Genomic DNA, 16790 nt, shown 5'->3' with positions numbered 1-16790 from the left:
TTGACGAAACGGAGACCCGCCACCGCGACCGCCACCGCGGACGCGACCGGCGTGGTCACCGAGCTGGACGAGACCGACAACGCGCTGTCCGTACCGGTCGCGGTCGGCCGCGGCGCCGCCCTGCCGTACACCGAGTACGAGGCCGAGGCCGCGCGGCACAACGGCACGCTGCTGGAGGCGGACCCGCTGCGTACGTTCGGGCACACCAACTTCGGCTCCGAGTCCTCCGGCCGCAGGTCGGTGCGGCTGACCGGCACCGGCCAGTTCGTCGAGTTCACGTCCACGGCCCCGGCGAACTCGATCGTGGTCCGCAACTCGGTGCCGGACGCGCCCGGCGGCGGCGGGCAGGACCACACCATCAGCCTGTACGTCAACGACCAGTTCCACCGCAAGCTGACACTGTCGTCGCGGAACAGCTGGCTCTACGGCACCACGGACGACACGGAGAGCCTGTCGAACACGCCGTCCGCGGACGCCCGCCGGCTCTTCGACGAGACCAGCGCGCTGCTCGGCACGTCGTACCCGGCCGGCACCCGGTTCCGGCTGTAACGCGACGCCGGTGACACCGCGGCGTTCCACGTCATCGATCTGATCGATCTGGAGCAGGTCGCACCGGCCGCGTCCGCACCGGCCGGCTGCACCTCGATCACCGCGTACGGCGCGGTGCCGGACGACGGGCAGGACGACACCGCGGCGATCCAGCGCGCGGTCACCGACGACGAGAACGGCGTGATCCCGTGCGTCTGGATCCCGGCCGGTCGCTGGCGGCAGGAAGCCAAGATCCTCTCACCGGACCCGAACCGCGGCCAGTACAACCAGCGCGGCCTTCGCAACGTGGTGGTCCGCGGCGCCGGCATGTGGCACACCGTGCTCTACTCCGACACCCAGCCGCACCAGGCGGTGGGCGGCATCAACCACCCGCACGAGGGCAACGTCGGCTTCGAGATCGACGACAACACGCAGATCTCCGACCTGGCGATCTTCGGCAACACGCAGAACCGGGCGAACCGTGGGCACGGGCTCAACGGGCGGTTCGGGCGGGACACCCGGATCAGCAACGTGTGGATCGAGCACGTCAACGTGGGCGCCTGGGTCGGCCGCGACTATTCGGACACGCCCGCCTACTGGAACCCGGGCACCAACGTCTCCTTCGAGAACATGCGGATCCGGAACACGTACGCGGACGGCATCAACCTCAGCAACGGTACGAGGAACTCGCGCGTGGTCAACTCGTCGTTCCGGACCACGGGCGACGACGCGCTGGCGGTGTGGGCGAACCCGTACGTGCGCGACCAGAGCGTGGACATCGGGTCCGGCAACCGCTTCCTGAACAACACGGTTCAGCTGCCGTGGCGGGCGAACGGCATCGCCATCTACGGCGGCGCGAACAACGCGATCGAGGGCAACCTGATCTCCGATACGGCCAACTACCCGGGGATCATGCTGGCCACCGACCACAATCCGCTGCCGTTCGGCGGCACCACGCTGATCGCGAACAACGGCCTGCACCGTACGGGCGGCGCGTTCTGGAACGAGGACCAGGAGTTCGGCGCGATCACGCTCTTCCCGCAGGGGCGCGACATCACCGGCGTGGTCATCCGGGACACCGAGATCACCGACTCCACCTACGACGGCATCCAGTTCAAGACCGGCGGCGGGACCATGCCTAACGTGGCGATCACGAACGTCCGGATCGACCGTTCGAACAACGGCGCCGGCATCCTCGCGATGAGCGGCGCGCGCGGCAACGCGGTGCTGACGAACGTGACCATCACGAACTCGGCGGACGGCGACATCGTCATCCAGCCCGGCTCACAGTTCACCGTCACGCGCTGAGGCGGGACGCGGCCCCCGGCTCAGGCCGGGGGCCGCGTCGTCGCGTCAGTCGTCATCGCCGCCGTCGTCGTCACCGTCATCGTCGTCCTGCTCGCCGCCGGGACAGCCGGTCAGCCCGAGCAGCGCGACCGCGGCACCCGCGGCCAGCAGCGTGGTCCGGCCGAACAGCGCACGCCGGCCGATCTTCTCCTCGGAGTCGCCCATGCCCGCATTCTCGCAGAATCCGCCGCGATCGAGGGGGCATCAACCGCGATCAGGGCATGCCGCATGCGCCGGAACGCCCCGATCACGAGAATGCCGGTTACCTGTCCTCGGTCTTGGTGAGGACCTTGAACGACGCGTCCAGGGCGACGTCCCACTCGGCTCCGGCGCTGTCGCGCACGTCGGCCTCGTAGGCGACACCGGCGTCGTCACCGGTGCCGTCGCTCGCCTCGACGGAGAGGACCGTGCTGCCGGCGCCGACCGCGGCGATCGCGGCCTGCTCGGCCGAGGTGCGCTCGGCGCCGGTCAGCGCACGGTCGCCCGCGTCGGTGCCGTCCGCGCCGGTCCCGTCCGGGTCTTCGTCGGTGCCGGGCGTATCGGTCTCCTGGGTCAGGACCGCGAAGTTCTTGTCCAGTGCGACGTCCACCTCGGTGCCGTCGTCCTTGCGGACCTCGACCTCGAAGGCGGCGCCGTCCTCGTCGTCGCCCTCCACGTCGACCACGGTGCCGCCGCCGACGGCCTGGACGGCCGCGGTGCCCGCACGGTCCCGTTCGGCCTGGCCGACGTCGGCACCGGCCGCGGTGGCCCAGACGCCGCCACCGATGCCGAGGGCGGCGACCACCGCGACGGTGGAGACGATCACGCGCTTGCTGCGGAGCCTGGCGATGTTCATGTGATGTGCCCTTCCGGTGTGGTTACCGGACACATCGTGCGCCGGGCCGCCTGAATCCTGGCTGAAGAAGAATCAGGCGGGCAGGTGCACGACCAGGCGGGCGCCGCCCAGCGGCGAGTCCGTGGCGGTTACGCTCCCGCCGTACCCGTTGATGATCTCCTTGACGATCGCCAGGCCGAGGCCGCTGCCGCCGTCGTCGCGGGCCCGCGCCTCGTCCAGGCGGACGAATCGATCGAAGACGCGTTCCCGCTGGTCCGCGGGGATGCCGTGGCCGTCGTCGTCGACCGTCAGCGTGACGCCGCCGGGGGTCTCACGCAACGCGACCGCGACGCGCGAGGTGGCGTGCCGGGCCGCGTTGTCGGCCAGGTTCCGGACCACCTGGCCCATCGCCACCCGGTCCGCGCGCACCCGTCCGGCGGCCACGCCGGTGGTGTCGACGGTGAGCCCGGCGCGGCGCACGCGCGCGGCCTCGGCCAGGAGCAGATCATCAAGATCAACGTCCTCGCGGGTACGGGTGACCGCGCCCTCCCCGGCCCGGGTCAGCAGCAGCAGCTGGTCGACGAGCCGGGACATCCGGGCCGACTCCTCCAGCACGGTCTCCGCAAGGTAGCCGTCCGGCAGCGCGTCCGCCACCTCCGCGGCCTGCCGCATGCTGGTCAGCGGCGACCGCAGCTCGTGCGACGCGTCCGCGACGAACCGCTGCTGCCGTTCCCGCGAGGCCTGCAGCCGGGCCAGCATGCGGTTCATCGTGCGGGCCATCCGGTGCACCTCGTCGCGCGACGCAGGCTCCGGCACCCGGCGGTCCAGCCGGTCACCGGTGATCTCCTCGGCCTCGCGGCGGATCCGCTCGATCGGCGCCAGCGCCCGCGCGACCACGATCCAGGTGACGGCCGCGCAGACGATCAGCAGCAGCGGGATGCCGGTGACCAGCGGCGTGACCAGCGCCTCGGTGCCGTTGTCGACCTCCTCCAGCGAGACGGCGACCGCGATCGTGCGCCCGTCGTCCCGCTCGGTGCGCACCAGGTAGGCGTGGTCGGCGCCGGGCAGCGTGAACCGGGCGGTGTCCTCGGCCGGCAGCGCCCGCGCGAGCGGCTGGGACGCGCCGGCCACGGCGCCGCTCGCGTCGATCACCTGCCAGACGACGTCCTCGGGCTCGTCCTCGTCGTCGTCCTCGTCCGGCGCCCGCGCTGCCGTGGTGTCCGGGGCCCGCGCTGCTGTGGCGTCCGGCGATGCTGTGCCGTCGGGCGTCTGCGCTGCTGTGCCGTCCGGTGCCGGCGGCGCCGTCCGGCCGGGCGTCTGCGACGGGGCCGGGCCCGGCGTGCCGGGCGCGGCCGGGCCGAGCTGGGTGATCAGCGTGGCGATCTGCTGCTCCGCCCGGGTCTCCAGGCCGTCGCGCAGCGACTCCCGGACCATCAGGACCAGCGCGGCCGCGCCGGCGATCAGCGCGACCGCCACCACCAGCACCGCACCGGCGGTCGCCCGCACCTTCACGGAGGCGGCCGGCCTCCCAGCCGGACCCCGGGCCGGCCGCGACGCCGGATCCTGAGTCGGCCGCGACGTCGAGTCCCGCGCCGGCCGCGACGCCGGATCCCGGGCCGGCCGGTCGTCAGCCACCGTCGGTCCCGAGTCGGTAACCCGCACCGCGTACCGTCTGGATGGTGTCTCGGCCGATCTTGTTCCTGAGGTGGCGGACGTAGACCTCGACGATGTTCGGGTCGCCGTCGAAGTCGAAACCCCACACGGTGTCCAGGATGTCGCGTTTGGACAGCACGTCCCCCTTGTGTCGGGCCAGGTGGCTGAGCAGTGCGAACTCCCGCGCGGTCAGCTCCACCTCGGCGTCGCCACGCCACACCCGGTGCGCGGCCGGATCGAGCCGCACGTCGCCCGCCTCGATCAGCACCGGCCGCTCCCGGGGTCCGCGCCGGGTCACCGCGCGCAGCCGCGCGACCAGCACCGGGAACGAGAACGGCTTGGTCAGGTAGTCGTCCGCGCCGGTGTCCAGGCCCTCGACCTGGTCCCACTCGCCGTCCTTCGCGGTCAGCATCAGGATCGGCGTCCAGTTCCGCTCCTCGCGCAGCGTGGCGCACACCCGGTAGCCGTTCAGCTTCGGCAGCATCAGATCAAGAACGATCGCGTCGTACGTGTTCTCCCGCGCCAGCCACAGCGCGTCCACGCCGTCGTGGGCCACGTCGACCGCGAACCCCGCGGCCTCCAGCCCGGCCCGCAGCGTCCGGGTGAACCGCACCTCATCGTCGACGACCAGCACACGCACGCCCGCCATTGTCCCGCCTCGCCGCTGAAACGCAGCTGAACGGCCCGCCTACGTGGCCGGGATCGTGTTCGTCGCGACCAGCGTGAGCACGACCACGCCGAGGACGACGCGGTAGACGATGAACACCGTGTACGTGTGCCGGGCGACGAACCGCAACAGCCAGGTCACCGACGCGTACGCCACGGCGAAGCTGACCACGGTGGCGACCAGCGTCGGCACCCAGCCGATCCCGGCCGCGATCGTGTCGTACCGGGTGACGCCCTGCAGGATGCTGGCCGCGGTCAGCGCCGGGACGGACAGGAAGAACGACAGCCGGGTCACGGTCACCCGGTCCAGGTCACGCAGCAGACCGGCGGACATGGTGGCGCCGGACCGGGACACGCCCGGGATCAGCGCCAGGCACTGCGCCGTACCGATGATCAGGGTGTCCTTCCAGGTCACGTCGCCCTCGTGTCGGCGCTGGGTGGCCGCCCGGTCGGCGAACCACAGCACCCCGCTCCACACGATCAGGGCGCCCCCGACGAACCACAGGCTGCGCAGCGTCGTCTCGACCTGATCCTTGAACAGCGGCCCGACGATCGCGATCGGCACCGACCCGAGGATCACCGCCCACCCGAACCGGTAGTCGCCCCCGCGCCGCGCCGGATCGCTCAGCCCACGGCACCAGGCCGGCACGATCCGCGCGATGTCCGCCCGCAGATAGATGACCGTGGCCAGTACCGCACCGAACTGGATGATCGCCGTGAACGCGGTCACGTCCGGCGCGTCGATCCGGTAGCCGAGCAGCTTCTCCAGGATGGTCAGATGCCCGGTGCTGGAGACGGGCAGGAACTCGGTGAAGCCTTCGACGGCACCGAGCAGGATCGCTTCGAGGATGTTCACGGGCGATGACGCTATGGGGCGGCCCCGCCCCGGCGGATGCGACTTTGGTAAGGGAACGCCCCCGCCGTAGGACAGATCCGGCCCCCGGTGCGGAGGCCGGATCTGTCCCGGACGTCAGCTCTCCGCGTCGAAGAGCGTCCGCACCGCACTGTCCGTCGCCGCGCCCTGGAAGACGTGGACGTCGTCGATGGCGCCGCGCCACTGGTCGACCCACTGGCCGGTGGTGGCCCCGGCGGTGGCCGAGTACCGGCCGGCGCCGAGCGTGAACGGGCCGGCGGTGGGCCACGGGCCGGCCCACGTGCCGGTGCCGGCGAGGTCGCCGTTGAGGTACAGCCGGACCGTCTTCGTGGACGCGTCGAAGACCGCGGTGACGTGGGTCCAGACCGCGCCCAGGTCGTCCTCGTCGATCAGGTTGGTGGTCGCGGACACGCCGCCGCTCCGGCCGGTGACCGCGTCCGCGTCCTGGGTCGAGATCGCCCAGCGGCGCTGGGTGACGCCGTCGACGGTGTAGGTGCGGATACCGATGTATCCGGTCGCCTGGACGTTACCGGGGAGCGAGATGGCGGTGTGCGTGCCGTACGGCAGCTGGTCCGGCCGCAGCCACGCGGCGACCGTGAACGACTGGTCGGTGCGGGCGACCGGGCTGTGCACCCAGGTCTCCGGCTGCCCGGCGGCCGCGGTGTTCCACTGCGCGTGCGCCCGTTCCGCCGTGCCGGTGCCGTACCGCGGGTCGGACGGGTCGTCGACGAAGTGCACGTCGTTGAGCTGAAGCGCGTTGCTGCCGTCCCGGCCGGCGACCAGGCCCGCACCGGTGGTCATGGACAGCCGGCGGTTGAACGCGGTGGCGTCCGGAGCCTGGCAGGCTCGGTCGGCGGACTGGTAGGCCCCCTCCTCGTAGCACCAGCCGGCGCCCTCGAAGTCCCAGTTACCGACCTCGAGCGGGGTCAGCATGCCCGGCTCGGCGACGCCGCCGGACTCGGGGTCGTCCGGGAGCACGCCGGTGAAGTCGCCCTTGACCAGTACCCGGTCGAAGAACTGCACGTCGGCGACGCTGCCGCGCAGCTGGTCCGCGGCGGCACCGGCGTTCGTGGCCCGGCCGACCACCAGTGCGCCCGTGGTGCTGACCGGCGTCAGGAACGTGTCGTTCGTCTCGGAGCCGTCGACCCAGACGCGGATCTTGCCGTCGGTCGCGTCCCAGGCACCGGCGACGTGCATCCAGCGGGCCGCGACCGGCTTGACCGGTGAGCACACGCTCAGTGCGGAGCCGTGGTCGACGCGCGCGTTCAGCGTCATGCACCACGACGGCCCGCCGGTGTCGGTGCGCATCTGCAACCGGAACGGACTCCACTGACCGGCCGCGGCGTCCTTGGCCACGACGGTCTGGAAACCGTTGAGGTCGTTGAGCTTCACCCAGGCGGCGACGGAGAACGACTTGGTCATGTCCGGGACCAGCCCGGGCGCGGTCGCCTGCGCGGCCGTGTTGCCGAACGTCAGCGTACGGCCGTTGACCAGCCGGCCGTTGTCGGTCCACGTGGTGTTCACGGTGGTCAGCGGCGTGTCACCGGCGAGCGCGGCCTGCTGGTCGGCGAGCGCGGCCGACTCGTTGATGCCCGGGTACGTCTCGAGGCCGAACCGGGCGACCGCGGGCCGCTTCCGGTCGACGATGAAGTCCTCGCTCTTGCCGAGCACACCGTCGTTCAGCGTGGCGTCGACCGCGTACGCGTACAGGTTGATCAGCCCGTACTTCGGCGCGGTCAGCTTGACCGTGGCGGTCTTCAGCGCGCCCGACGTGGTCGCCGTGACCTCCGCGACCGCGGTCTGCGCCCAGCCGAACCGGAACTTCGTCACGTCGCTCTCGGTGCTGGTGATCGTGTAGACGACCGGTGTGCCCGGCCCGGTCGGCGGCGTGGTCATGGTGATCGTCGGCTGCGCCGGCCGGCTGATGTCCGCGACGAACTCGCACCATGCCGACCACGGTCCGGTGATGCTGTACGGCGCCGGGTCGGTCGACCGGGCCCGGAACGCGTACTTGCGGCCCTCGGTGAGCCGGACCGATGCGGCCTGGGCCAGGCCGCCGGCGGACGCGGTCGTCCGTCCCGGCGCGGGCTGCGTGGTGTACGCACCGGACGCGCTGACCTCCGCCCACTCCCACTCGACCGACTGCGCGTGCCCGTCCGCGTCCTGCGGGACGGCCTGGAACGTGGCGTTGAGCGTGCCGATCGTGCCGCAGCCGGAACCGTTGCCGGCCGGTCGCAGGCCGGTCGGCTCAGCCGGTGGCGTGTCGAAGTCGACGATCAGCTTCGCGTCGTTCATCGAGAAGCGCTTCCACCGCGCCTGCGCGTGCTCCAGCGTGCCGTTCTGTGCCTGGCCGGTGAACGCGATCGTGATGTCCGACGCGCCGCCGGACGCGATCGCCTGGATGCGGCTGGTGACCGCGCTGCCCTGGAAGTTGTTCCACGGGTCCGGCTGGATCGTGCCGCAGCCGCCCGCCTCGTTCGCATGCGAGGAGACCGTCGCCATCCAGCCCTTCAGGCCGGTCGCCCACGCGGTACGCGGCGCGCCGCTCAGCCCGCCGGCCCAGTACATGCTGGTCGGCTCGTCCGAGCAGGACCAGGAGTGCTCCAGCTTCATCTGCACGTACGCGGACTCGATGTGCTTGCCCTTGATCGCGCTCGTCGGGAAGACGAAGAACGACCTGTGGGTCACGCCGGTGGACGGGTTCAGCCCCACCCAGACGTTGTGCACGTTGTTGTTCGAGTTGTTGCTCGTCGCGTACGCCCACCGGGACTTGCCGGTGCTCCACGCCGGGTCGATGTAGAGCGGGAACCGCTCCTTCGGCGCGTCCAGCAGGCTCGCGTCCGGCACCAGCCGGAGGTCACCGCCGGCGGTGACCTCCGCCGCCATCTCCCGGACCGTCGCCGCCTCACCGGGCTGCGCGTGCGTCGACCCGGCCGGCGTGTTCGACCGGGCCGCGCGCGCGGTCGCGGCGGCGGCCGGTGCGGCCGAGTCCCACATGATCGGCTTGTCCGCGGACGCGATCTCCACGTCCCCCGCGATCGCCCGCAGGCCGCCGTCCGGGTCCTCGACCAGCCGTGCGTCACCGCCGACCGTGAAGCCCACCTGCCGCACCCGCGCGTCGTCCGCGGCCTCCGGCGTCCTGACCACCAGCACGTGCGTGAACCCGGTCGGCGTGGCGCGCAGCACCAGGTCCACACCGGACAGCACACCGGCGTAGACGGCCGAGTCGCCGGTGACGGCCGGCTTCGGCAGCGCGCCGGGCCAGGACAGCTCCAGGCGCTTGCCGTCCGCGACCGCGGTCACGGCCGGTCCCGTACCACCGGGGGAGAACCGCACATCGGCGACCGACGCGGCCGGCCGCAGCGTGCCGTCGGCCGCCGGTGCCAGCGCGAGATCCCGCGCGGACCAGCTGCCGTCGTCGTTGCGCACCCGCTGCGGCACCGCGGACGACTCCATCACCAGCTTCCCCGACGGGTCCGCGAACACCTGCGCGTACGCGGTCCGCTCCGACGCCACCTCGACCCGCTGCCCGGACTTCACGGCCGTGGCCAGCGCGGTCGCCTCCTCCGAGCGCGGATACGCCGCCGGCGCCGTCGGCGCGGCGGCGGCCGGTGGCGTCCACAGTGGCAGGACGCCGGCCGTGACCAGCAGAACTATGGATGATGCCGTGCCGCGGCGCGATCTGCGGTGCGCACGCGGCCAGGACGGTGATGTCACCAGGGGCTCCCGTGATTGACATGTGATGGCCGCGCCGCACTCTAGAGATCCGGCCCGCACACGTAAAGCGATTCGCTCACATCTCGTGTGCGTGCTTTACACGGTGGGTCGCCGGCCCATAGAGTTCCGCCGGCTCACCCTGATCATCGATGCCCTTCCGGCGCCGCCGGTGGCGGACGTCGATGCGTGAACGCGGAGGACTCAGTGGACCGGCGACGCGCGTCCGTCATTCCCGCCCGGCTCGCGAAACGGCAGGCCCGCGTCCTCGCGGTGGCGTTGGCCGCCGCGGTGTGCGGCCCGCTGCTCGCGGTCCCACCGGCCGCGGCCGTGCCCGCGTCCCCGCCGCACCTGACCGGCCAGCAGGTCGAGATCGGCCGGACCGGCGCGGAGGTCGCGCCCGGCACGGCTCCCACGGTCAGCGCGCCCGCGGTGGAGCTGCCCGATCCGGTGTGGCCGGGTGCCGGTGCGGTCACCGCGACGGTACCCGCGACCGGGGCCGGCACGGTCTCCGCGGCAGGTCTGTCGATGTCCGTGGCCCGCGCGGACGATGCGCTTCCGACGAAGGTCGGGGTCGAGGTTCTGGACCGGGCGGCGGTGCCGGAGGCGTTGCGTGACGGTGTGGTGCTGCGCGTCGGTGGTAAGCAGACCTCGGTCGCCGGTAGGGCGACGGTCACGGTGGACTACACCTCGTTCGAGTACGCCTACGGCGGTGACTGGGCCTCCCGGCTGCGGTTGTGGCGGCTGCCCGAGTGCGCGTTGACCACGCCGGAGCGTGCCGGTTGTTCCGCGGTGCCGCTGGAGTCGGTGAACGACGGGGTCGCCGGCACGGTGAGTGCGCTGGCCGAGGTGCAGCCGGTGGGTGTGGCGCAGGCGGCGAACAGCCGGGCAGAGCTGGCCGGTGACGTGCCGACCGCGAGGACGAGCGGGACGCTGCTGCTGCTGGCCGCGGACAACAAGGGTTCGTCGGGTGACTTCGGCGCGACGTCGCTGGCCGCGACGTCGACGTGGAGCGCGGGCGGGAATTCGGGTGGGTTTTCCTGGTCGTACGGGATGGGTACGCCGCCGGTGCACGCCGGTCCGGCGCCGAAGCTGGAGCTGGGTTACTCGTCGTCGAGTGTGGACGGCCGTACGTCGGCGTCGAACAATCAGCCGTCGTGGCTGGGTGAGGGTTTCGACCTGGAGACCGGCTATATCGAGCGGCAGTACATCGGCTGTAACGCGGATACCGAGAACGGGGCGAACAACCCGGAGTCGATGCGGACCGGGGATCTGTGCTGGCGGTCGGACAACGCGACGATCAGTTTCCAGGGTTCGTCGACGGAGCTGATCTACCAGGAGGGCAAGGGCTGGCACGGCCGGTCCGAGGCCGGCTGGACCATCAAGCGTCTCAACAACGGCACGAACGGCGACAACAACGGCGAATACTGGGAGCTGACCGGCACCGACGGCACCCGCTACTACTTCGGCCAGAACAATCTGCCGGGCCAGAGTGCGGCGACGAACTCGGTCTACACGGTGCCGGTGTACGGCAACCACTCCGGTGAGGAGTGCCACCAGGCCACGTTCGCGGCGTCGAGTTGTGACCAGGCGTGGCGGTGGAACCTCGACTACGTCGTCGACACCCGGGGCAACACGCTCTCCTACTGGTACGAGCAGGAGAAGAACCAGTACGCCACGCGGGCGACGAGCAGCGAGAACGTCGACTACGTGCGCGGCGGCACGCTGGCGCGCATCGACTACGGCACCTGGGACCGCGGCACGTCTGACCGGTCGGTCAAGCCGGTCGGGCAGGTGCTGTTCGCCACTGCGGACCGGTGCCTGGCCGACTGCGGCACCCACAACGCGGAGCGCTGGCCGGACGTGCCGTGGGACAGCGAGTGCAAGCTCGACGCGACCGACTGCGGCACGAACTACGCGCCGACGTTCTGGTCGACGAAGCGTTTGGCGTCGATCACGACGCAGGTGTGGGACACGACGGTGTCGCCGGCGAAGTACCAGCCGGTCACGTCGTGGACGTTCGCGCACTCGTTCCCGAGCCCGCACGACGGCACGAACGCGGGCCTGTGGCTGGACTCGATCGTGAAGACCGGCCTGGTCGGTGAGGCGATCGCGATGCCGCCGATCACGTTCACGCCGGCGCCGATGCCGAACCGGGTGCTGACCGACGTCAACCAGACCAACTCGTGGCAGCGGCTGACCCGGCTGACCACGGAGACCGGCGCGTCCACCGACATCGAGTACACGCTGCCGGAGTGCAAGGCCGGCAACCTGCCCGCGTCGCCGCAGTCGAACACGAAGCTGTGCTATCCGGTGATCGGCCCGAACCCGCTGGATCCGGACGGGGCGGACATCACCGAGTATTGGCACAAGTACCTGGTCACCAAGGTCGTCGAGAACGACACACCGCTCGCGGACCACCGGTCGCCGTCGATGGTGACCCGGTACGCGTACAAGGGCGATCCGTACTGGGCGTTCGCGGACGACAACGGCTTCACGAAGCCGAAGCGCCGGACTTGGAGCCAGTTCCGGGGGTACGAGACGGTCGAGACGCGCGTCGGCAGTGGCGCGGCGATGACGCTGTCCCGGACCACGTATCTGCGGGGTATCGAAGGCCGGGTCTCGAAGGCCAGCCTCGGTGAGGACGTCACCGATCAGAAGGCGTTCGCCGGGATGATCCGCGAGTCGGTCATGTACAACGGGACCGAGGACAAGCCGCTGGCCAAGACGGTCAACGTGCCGTGGCAGTCGGAGCCGACCGCGTCCCGGACCATCGGCACCGACACCGTCCACGCGCGGTTCACCGGCATCCGGGTCGTGCACAGTGGCGAGGCGGTCGGCACGGGCTGGCGGGTCGGGCGGGTCGAGTCGACGATCGAGGGCACCTACGGGTCGATCACCCAGGTGCAGGACGACGGCGACACCGCGGTGACCGGCGACGAGTCGTGCACGGTGAACACGTACAACCGGAACACGGTCAAGCACATCGTGGCGCTGCCGAAGCAGATCACGAAGACGGCTCTGGCGTGCGGCAAGAACCCGGCCTCCGCGGACGACATCGTGTCGGACACGCGTACCTACTATGACGGCGCAAGCAGTCCGGATACGGTTCCCACCTACGGTGCTATCACGAAGACCGAGGTGCTCGATGGCTGGACCGCCGCCGGTGGCACCCAGTGGCAGGTCAGTGGCACCATCGGCACGCTGGACGCGTTCGGCCGGGCGCTCAGCGTCACCGACTCGCGCGGTAACGCGATCACGACTGTGTACACCCCGGCCTCCGGTGGCCCGATCACCGCCGAGAAGACCACGAACGTGCTCGGCTGGTCGACGACCACGGAGAAGAGCCCGTACTGGGGTGTCACGACCAAGACCACGGACCCCAACGGACGCGTTGCGACGATCAGGTACGACGCGCTCGGCCGGGTGTCGAAGGTGTGGGAGGTCGGCTGGGCCGAGGCGGACGCGGACAAGAAGGACAAGCCGTCCGCCCGCTACACGTACGGCTTCGCGTCGGGCCGCAACGCGTACCCGTACACGAAGACGGAGACGCTGAACGCCCGCGGCAACTACCTGGCCTCGTACGAGATCCTTGACGGTTTTCTGCGCGCCCGGCAGATCCAGACGAGCACCGCGACCGGCGCCGATCGGGTGGTCGCGGACACGAACTACGACGAGTGGGGCCGGGTCTCCACCGTCTACGGCGCGCACGCGGAGCTCGGCGATCCGTCCGGTGTGCTGTGGGGTGAGCCGCAGTGGTCGGTGCCGGCGGTCACCCGTACCGTCTACGACCTGGCCGGCCGGGGCACGGACACGATTTTCCTGGCCGGTGAGGGGCAGACGAACCAGGTCGAGAAGTGGCGCAGCACCATCGTCTACGGCGGCGACCGCAAGATCGTGACGCCGCCGCGCGGTGACGTGCCGACCACCACGATCAACGACTTCCGCGGCCGCCCGGTCGAGTTGCGGCAGCACACCACGGACGCGGGCGTCGCCGGTGACTACCTGGCCACGAAGTACGCGTACGACCGCAAGGGCCACCTGGCGAAGGTCACCGACCCGGCCGGGAACGAGTGGACCTACGGCTACGACATCAAGGGCCGCCAGACCAGCGCCGACGACCCGGACCGCGGGCCGATGACCACGAAGTACAACGCATACGGCGACGTTGTCGAGACGACCGACGCGCGCGGTGAGGTGCTCGCGTACTCGTACGACGTACTCGGCCGGAAGACGGCCACGTACGACGATTCCACCAGCGGCAACAAGCGCGCGGAGTGGATCTACGACCGGCTGGCCGGCGGACCCACGCTGCGCGGCGTGCTGTCGCAAGCGATCCGGTACGACAACGGCAGCGAATACCGGGTGCAGATGCGCACCTACAACGTGCGCTACCAGCCGCTGTCGGTCAACTACGTCATCCCGGCCGCCGAGGGCGCGCTCGCCGGGTCGTACAACTTCGTCTACGGGTACGCGGGCGCGGACGGCTCGCCGACCACGGTGACGTACCCGGAGGCGGGCAGCCTCACCACGGAGCAGGTCACGACGGTGTACGACGCCGTGAACGGCCTGCCGTCCGGGCTGACGACGAACATCGAGCTGACCGCCAGCAGCTACGTCACGCTGCAGGAGTACACGGCACTGGGCGAGCCGACCCTGACCCGGCGCAAGACCGGATCCGGTGTCTACGTCGAGAGCACGAACTCGTACTATGAGGACGGCACCCGGCGTTTCCAGGGCTCGAAAATCCTCACGGAGACCGGCACCGGTACCGTCTCGGACAGCACCTACGTCTGGGACGCGGCCGGCAACGTCCAGTCCATATCGGACAAGGGTGACACCCAGTGCTTCGGGTACGACAAGCTGCGCCGGCTCACCTCCGCCTGGACCCCGAAGGCCGGCGTCGCGTGCGGCACCGCACCGAGCCTGGCGAACCTCGGCGGCCCGGCACCGTACTGGACCGACTGGACGTTCGACGCGATCGGCAACCGCAAGACCGAGACGAACCACTCCGCCGCGGGCGACGCCACCACCACGTACGCGATCCCGCCGTCCGGCCCGGAATCGGTCCGCCCGCACGCGGTGACCGGCAGCAGCACGGTCACCTCCGGAGTGGCGGCACCGGTCAACCGCGCCTACGGCTACGACCAGGCCGGTAACACCACCAGCCGGCCGGGCGTGGCCGGGACCCAGACCGTCACCTGGGACGCGGAGAACCGCGCGTACACCACGATCGAGGGCAACACCACCACGTCGTACGTCTACGACGCGGACGGCACCCGCCTGATCCGTCGCGACGGCACCGGCCGAACGCTTTACCTCCCGGGCATGGAGGTCCGCCTCAACCCGGACAACACCAAGGTCGCCACCCGGTACTACTCGTTCGGCGGCCAGACCGTCGCGTCCCGCACCACGAATGAAATCAGCGGCCTGACCTGGCTGTTCAGCGACCACCAAGGCACCCAGAGCATCGCGATCGCGGCCGGCAGCCAGGCCGTGACGGTCCGCCGCCAGAACCCCTACGGCGGCACCCGTGGCGCGGCGGTCACCTGGCCGAACGGCAAGGGCTTCGTCGGCGGCGACATCGACCCGACCGGCCTGACCCACATCGGCGCCCGCGAGTACGACCCGGCACTGGGCCGGTTTATCTCCGTCGACCCGATCATGGACCTGACCGACCCGCAGCAGTGGAACGCGTACGCCTACGCCCACAACAACCCGATCTCGTTCAGCGACCCCACCGGCCTGCGCGACTGCGACTACGCAGACTGCGGCAGCGGCGGCGAGAGCAAGGGCGACCGGGACGGCGACCAGCAGACCGACGGCGCCGCCCTCGGCTGGGGCCGCCCCGGCGGCGGCCGCGTCGTCAACAACGGCGCCCGCTACACCCCGATCGGCACCAACGCCAAGAACCGCGTCCCCACCGTCGTCGAGTACATCGAGTCCTACAACTGTGAGATGTGGAACCCCGGCATCTACAACCGGTGCCACATCTCCGTCCGCGAGCCCGAGGAGATCGTCGAGGCTGTCGCCTTCTGGCTCTGTCAGTACCACAACGAGTGCGAAGTCAGCGACCAGATCCTCCATGAGTCCTTCATCGAGGGCGCCGAACTCATGAGCTGGATCCCGGTCGTCGGCATCCCGTTCAGCGCCGCCCTCGCCAAGGACGCGGTAGAGAACGGCAACTACGTCGGCGCGGGCCTCGAGATCGCCGGCATGATTCCGGTCGGCAAGGCTGCCAAGGTCAGCAAAATCCTCGATCTGCTCCGTGGCGGGGAGAAGGCCTCGACCAAGGTCGCAGATGACGCTGCCGACGTAATCGGCGAGGCCTGCACGGTGCTGAGGAGCTTCTCTGCCGGGACGCCGGTCCTGATGGCGGACGGTTCCAGTAAGCCGATCTCCGAGATTCGCGTCGGAGACCTCGTCTACGCGGAGGATCCGGTAACCGGGGAGGCAGGGGCGTACACCGTCACCGGCGTCTGGGCTCACGAGGACGATCTCCTGGACCTCCGCCTCACCGACGGAACGGTCACGACGACAGCGGATCATCCCTTCTGGAGCGAGCGCGATCAGCAGTGGCGGCACGCCGGCGAACTCCCGCAGGGCGATCACCTACGAGTCGCTGACGGTGGCACATCAGAAGTCATCGGCACCGTTGCCAGGTCCAAGCGCACCGCCATGGCTTACAACCTGACCGTCGACCACCTTCACACGTACTATGTATTCGCCGGTAACGCTCCGGTGCTCGTACACAATACGGGTGGTTGTGGCATCACGGAGCTGTATCATGGTGCGGACATAGAGTCTCTAGTGAATGTTCTAAATAATGGTCTCGATGCCAGCGCTGCGGCTGCTAAGCATACCGACGGTCCAGGTGGTTTTTTCATGGCGACACACATTGACGATGCCGAGTTCTTCGCGGTTCGCAATGGTACTGGTGCGGTGATCAAGGTGAGGATATCGGATGCCGCGATGGCTCAACTGCGTGATGCCGGTGCGGTATCCGGCCCGATTCCGATCGGTCCGAAGTCGCCGGCTTTCGTAGGTCACGAGTTTCATGTCCCGACCGGGGCGTTTGACCTCTTCAACAGTTTGAGAGCGAGTGGGGAAATCAGTGTCTCGCCCTGAAAATATCAATCCCCTCAATCCTATCGATTCTCGCGAATTTATTTTGAGAGGGCAGGCCCGATTCTT

Annotated in this window: 9 protein-coding genes; 3 read left to right on the top strand and 6 right to left on the bottom strand. The window is 70.2% G+C overall.

Going from position 1 to position 16790, the window contains the following annotated elements; genetic code table 11:
• Both J2S42_RS07195 and J2S42_RS07190 read left to right on the top strand, forming a co-directional pair.
• Positions 1 to 549, top strand: a complete 549-nt coding sequence (locus tag J2S42_RS07195) for a carbohydrate-binding protein (RefSeq protein WP_307236465.1) — start codon at positions 1 to 3, stop codon at positions 547 to 549.
• Positions 550 to 582: 33 nt separating this feature from the next.
• Complete coding sequence (locus J2S42_RS07190) at positions 583 to 1836, top strand: right-handed parallel beta-helix repeat-containing protein (protein WP_307248649.1); 1254 nt, start codon at positions 583 to 585, stop codon at positions 1834 to 1836.
• 45 nt (positions 1837 to 1881) lie between these two features.
• On the opposite strand, the gene J2S42_RS07185 is transcribed toward J2S42_RS07190, so the two are convergent.
• The 6 genes from J2S42_RS07185 to J2S42_RS07160 all read right to left on the bottom strand — a co-directional run bounded on the left by J2S42_RS07185 (position 1882) and on the right by J2S42_RS07160 (position 9599).
• The gene (locus J2S42_RS07185) at positions 1882 to 2040 is read right to left on the bottom strand and encodes a hypothetical protein (protein ID WP_307236462.1); all 159 of its coding nucleotides are present in this window, start codon (positions 2038 to 2040) and stop codon (positions 1882 to 1884) included.
• 97 nt (positions 2041 to 2137) lie between these two features.
• Positions 2138 to 2710 (bottom strand): PepSY domain-containing protein, encoded by a 573-nt coding sequence (locus J2S42_RS07180; RefSeq protein ID WP_307236459.1) that lies wholly within the window; start codon positions 2708 to 2710, stop codon positions 2138 to 2140.
• A gap of 72 nt (positions 2711 to 2782) precedes the next feature.
• Entirely contained in the window at positions 2783 to 4201 is a 1419-nt protein-coding gene (locus J2S42_RS07175) for a sensor histidine kinase (protein WP_307236456.1), read from the bottom strand.
• A 115-nt stretch (positions 4202 to 4316) separates the two neighbouring features.
• The gene (locus J2S42_RS07170; protein WP_307236454.1) at positions 4317 to 4982 is read right to left on the bottom strand and encodes a response regulator transcription factor; all 666 of its coding nucleotides are present in this window, start codon (positions 4980 to 4982) and stop codon (positions 4317 to 4319) included.
• Between the two features lie 48 nt (positions 4983 to 5030).
• Entirely contained in the window at positions 5031 to 5864 is an 834-nt protein-coding gene (locus tag J2S42_RS07165) for an undecaprenyl-diphosphate phosphatase (protein WP_307236452.1), read from the bottom strand.
• Positions 5865 to 5978: 114 nt separating this feature from the next.
• Positions 5979 to 9599 carry a LamG domain-containing protein gene (locus tag J2S42_RS07160; protein WP_307236450.1) on the bottom strand — a complete coding sequence of 1207 codons (3621 nt, stop codon included), beginning with the start codon at positions 9597 to 9599 and terminating at the stop codon, positions 5979 to 5981.
• Between the two features lie 204 nt (positions 9600 to 9803).
• Here J2S42_RS07160 and J2S42_RS07155 point away from each other — a divergent pair, with 204 nt between their 5' ends.
• The gene (locus J2S42_RS07155) at positions 9804 to 16724 is read left to right on the top strand and encodes an RHS repeat-associated core domain-containing protein (RefSeq protein ID WP_307236448.1); all 6921 of its coding nucleotides are present in this window, start codon (positions 9804 to 9806) and stop codon (positions 16722 to 16724) included.
• The last annotated feature ends 66 nt before the right edge of the window (positions 16725 to 16790 follow it).

It is taken from the genome of Catenuloplanes indicus (assembly GCF_030813715.1).
GTDB classification, from domain to species: domain Bacteria; phylum Actinomycetota; class Actinomycetes; order Mycobacteriales; family Micromonosporaceae; genus Catenuloplanes; species Catenuloplanes indicus.
This window is presented reverse-complemented; position numbering and strand designations above follow the sequence as displayed.

Bases quoted from the DNA above. Each gene is read 5' to 3' on its own strand.
- J2S42_RS07185 (WP_307236462.1), bottom strand. From the start codon at position 2,040: ATGGGCGACTCCGAGGAGAAGATCGGCCGGCGTGCGCTGTTCGGCCGG.
- J2S42_RS07180 (WP_307236459.1), bottom strand. From the start codon at position 2,710: ATGAACATCGCCAGGCTCCGCAGCAAGCGCGTGATCGTCTCCACCGTC.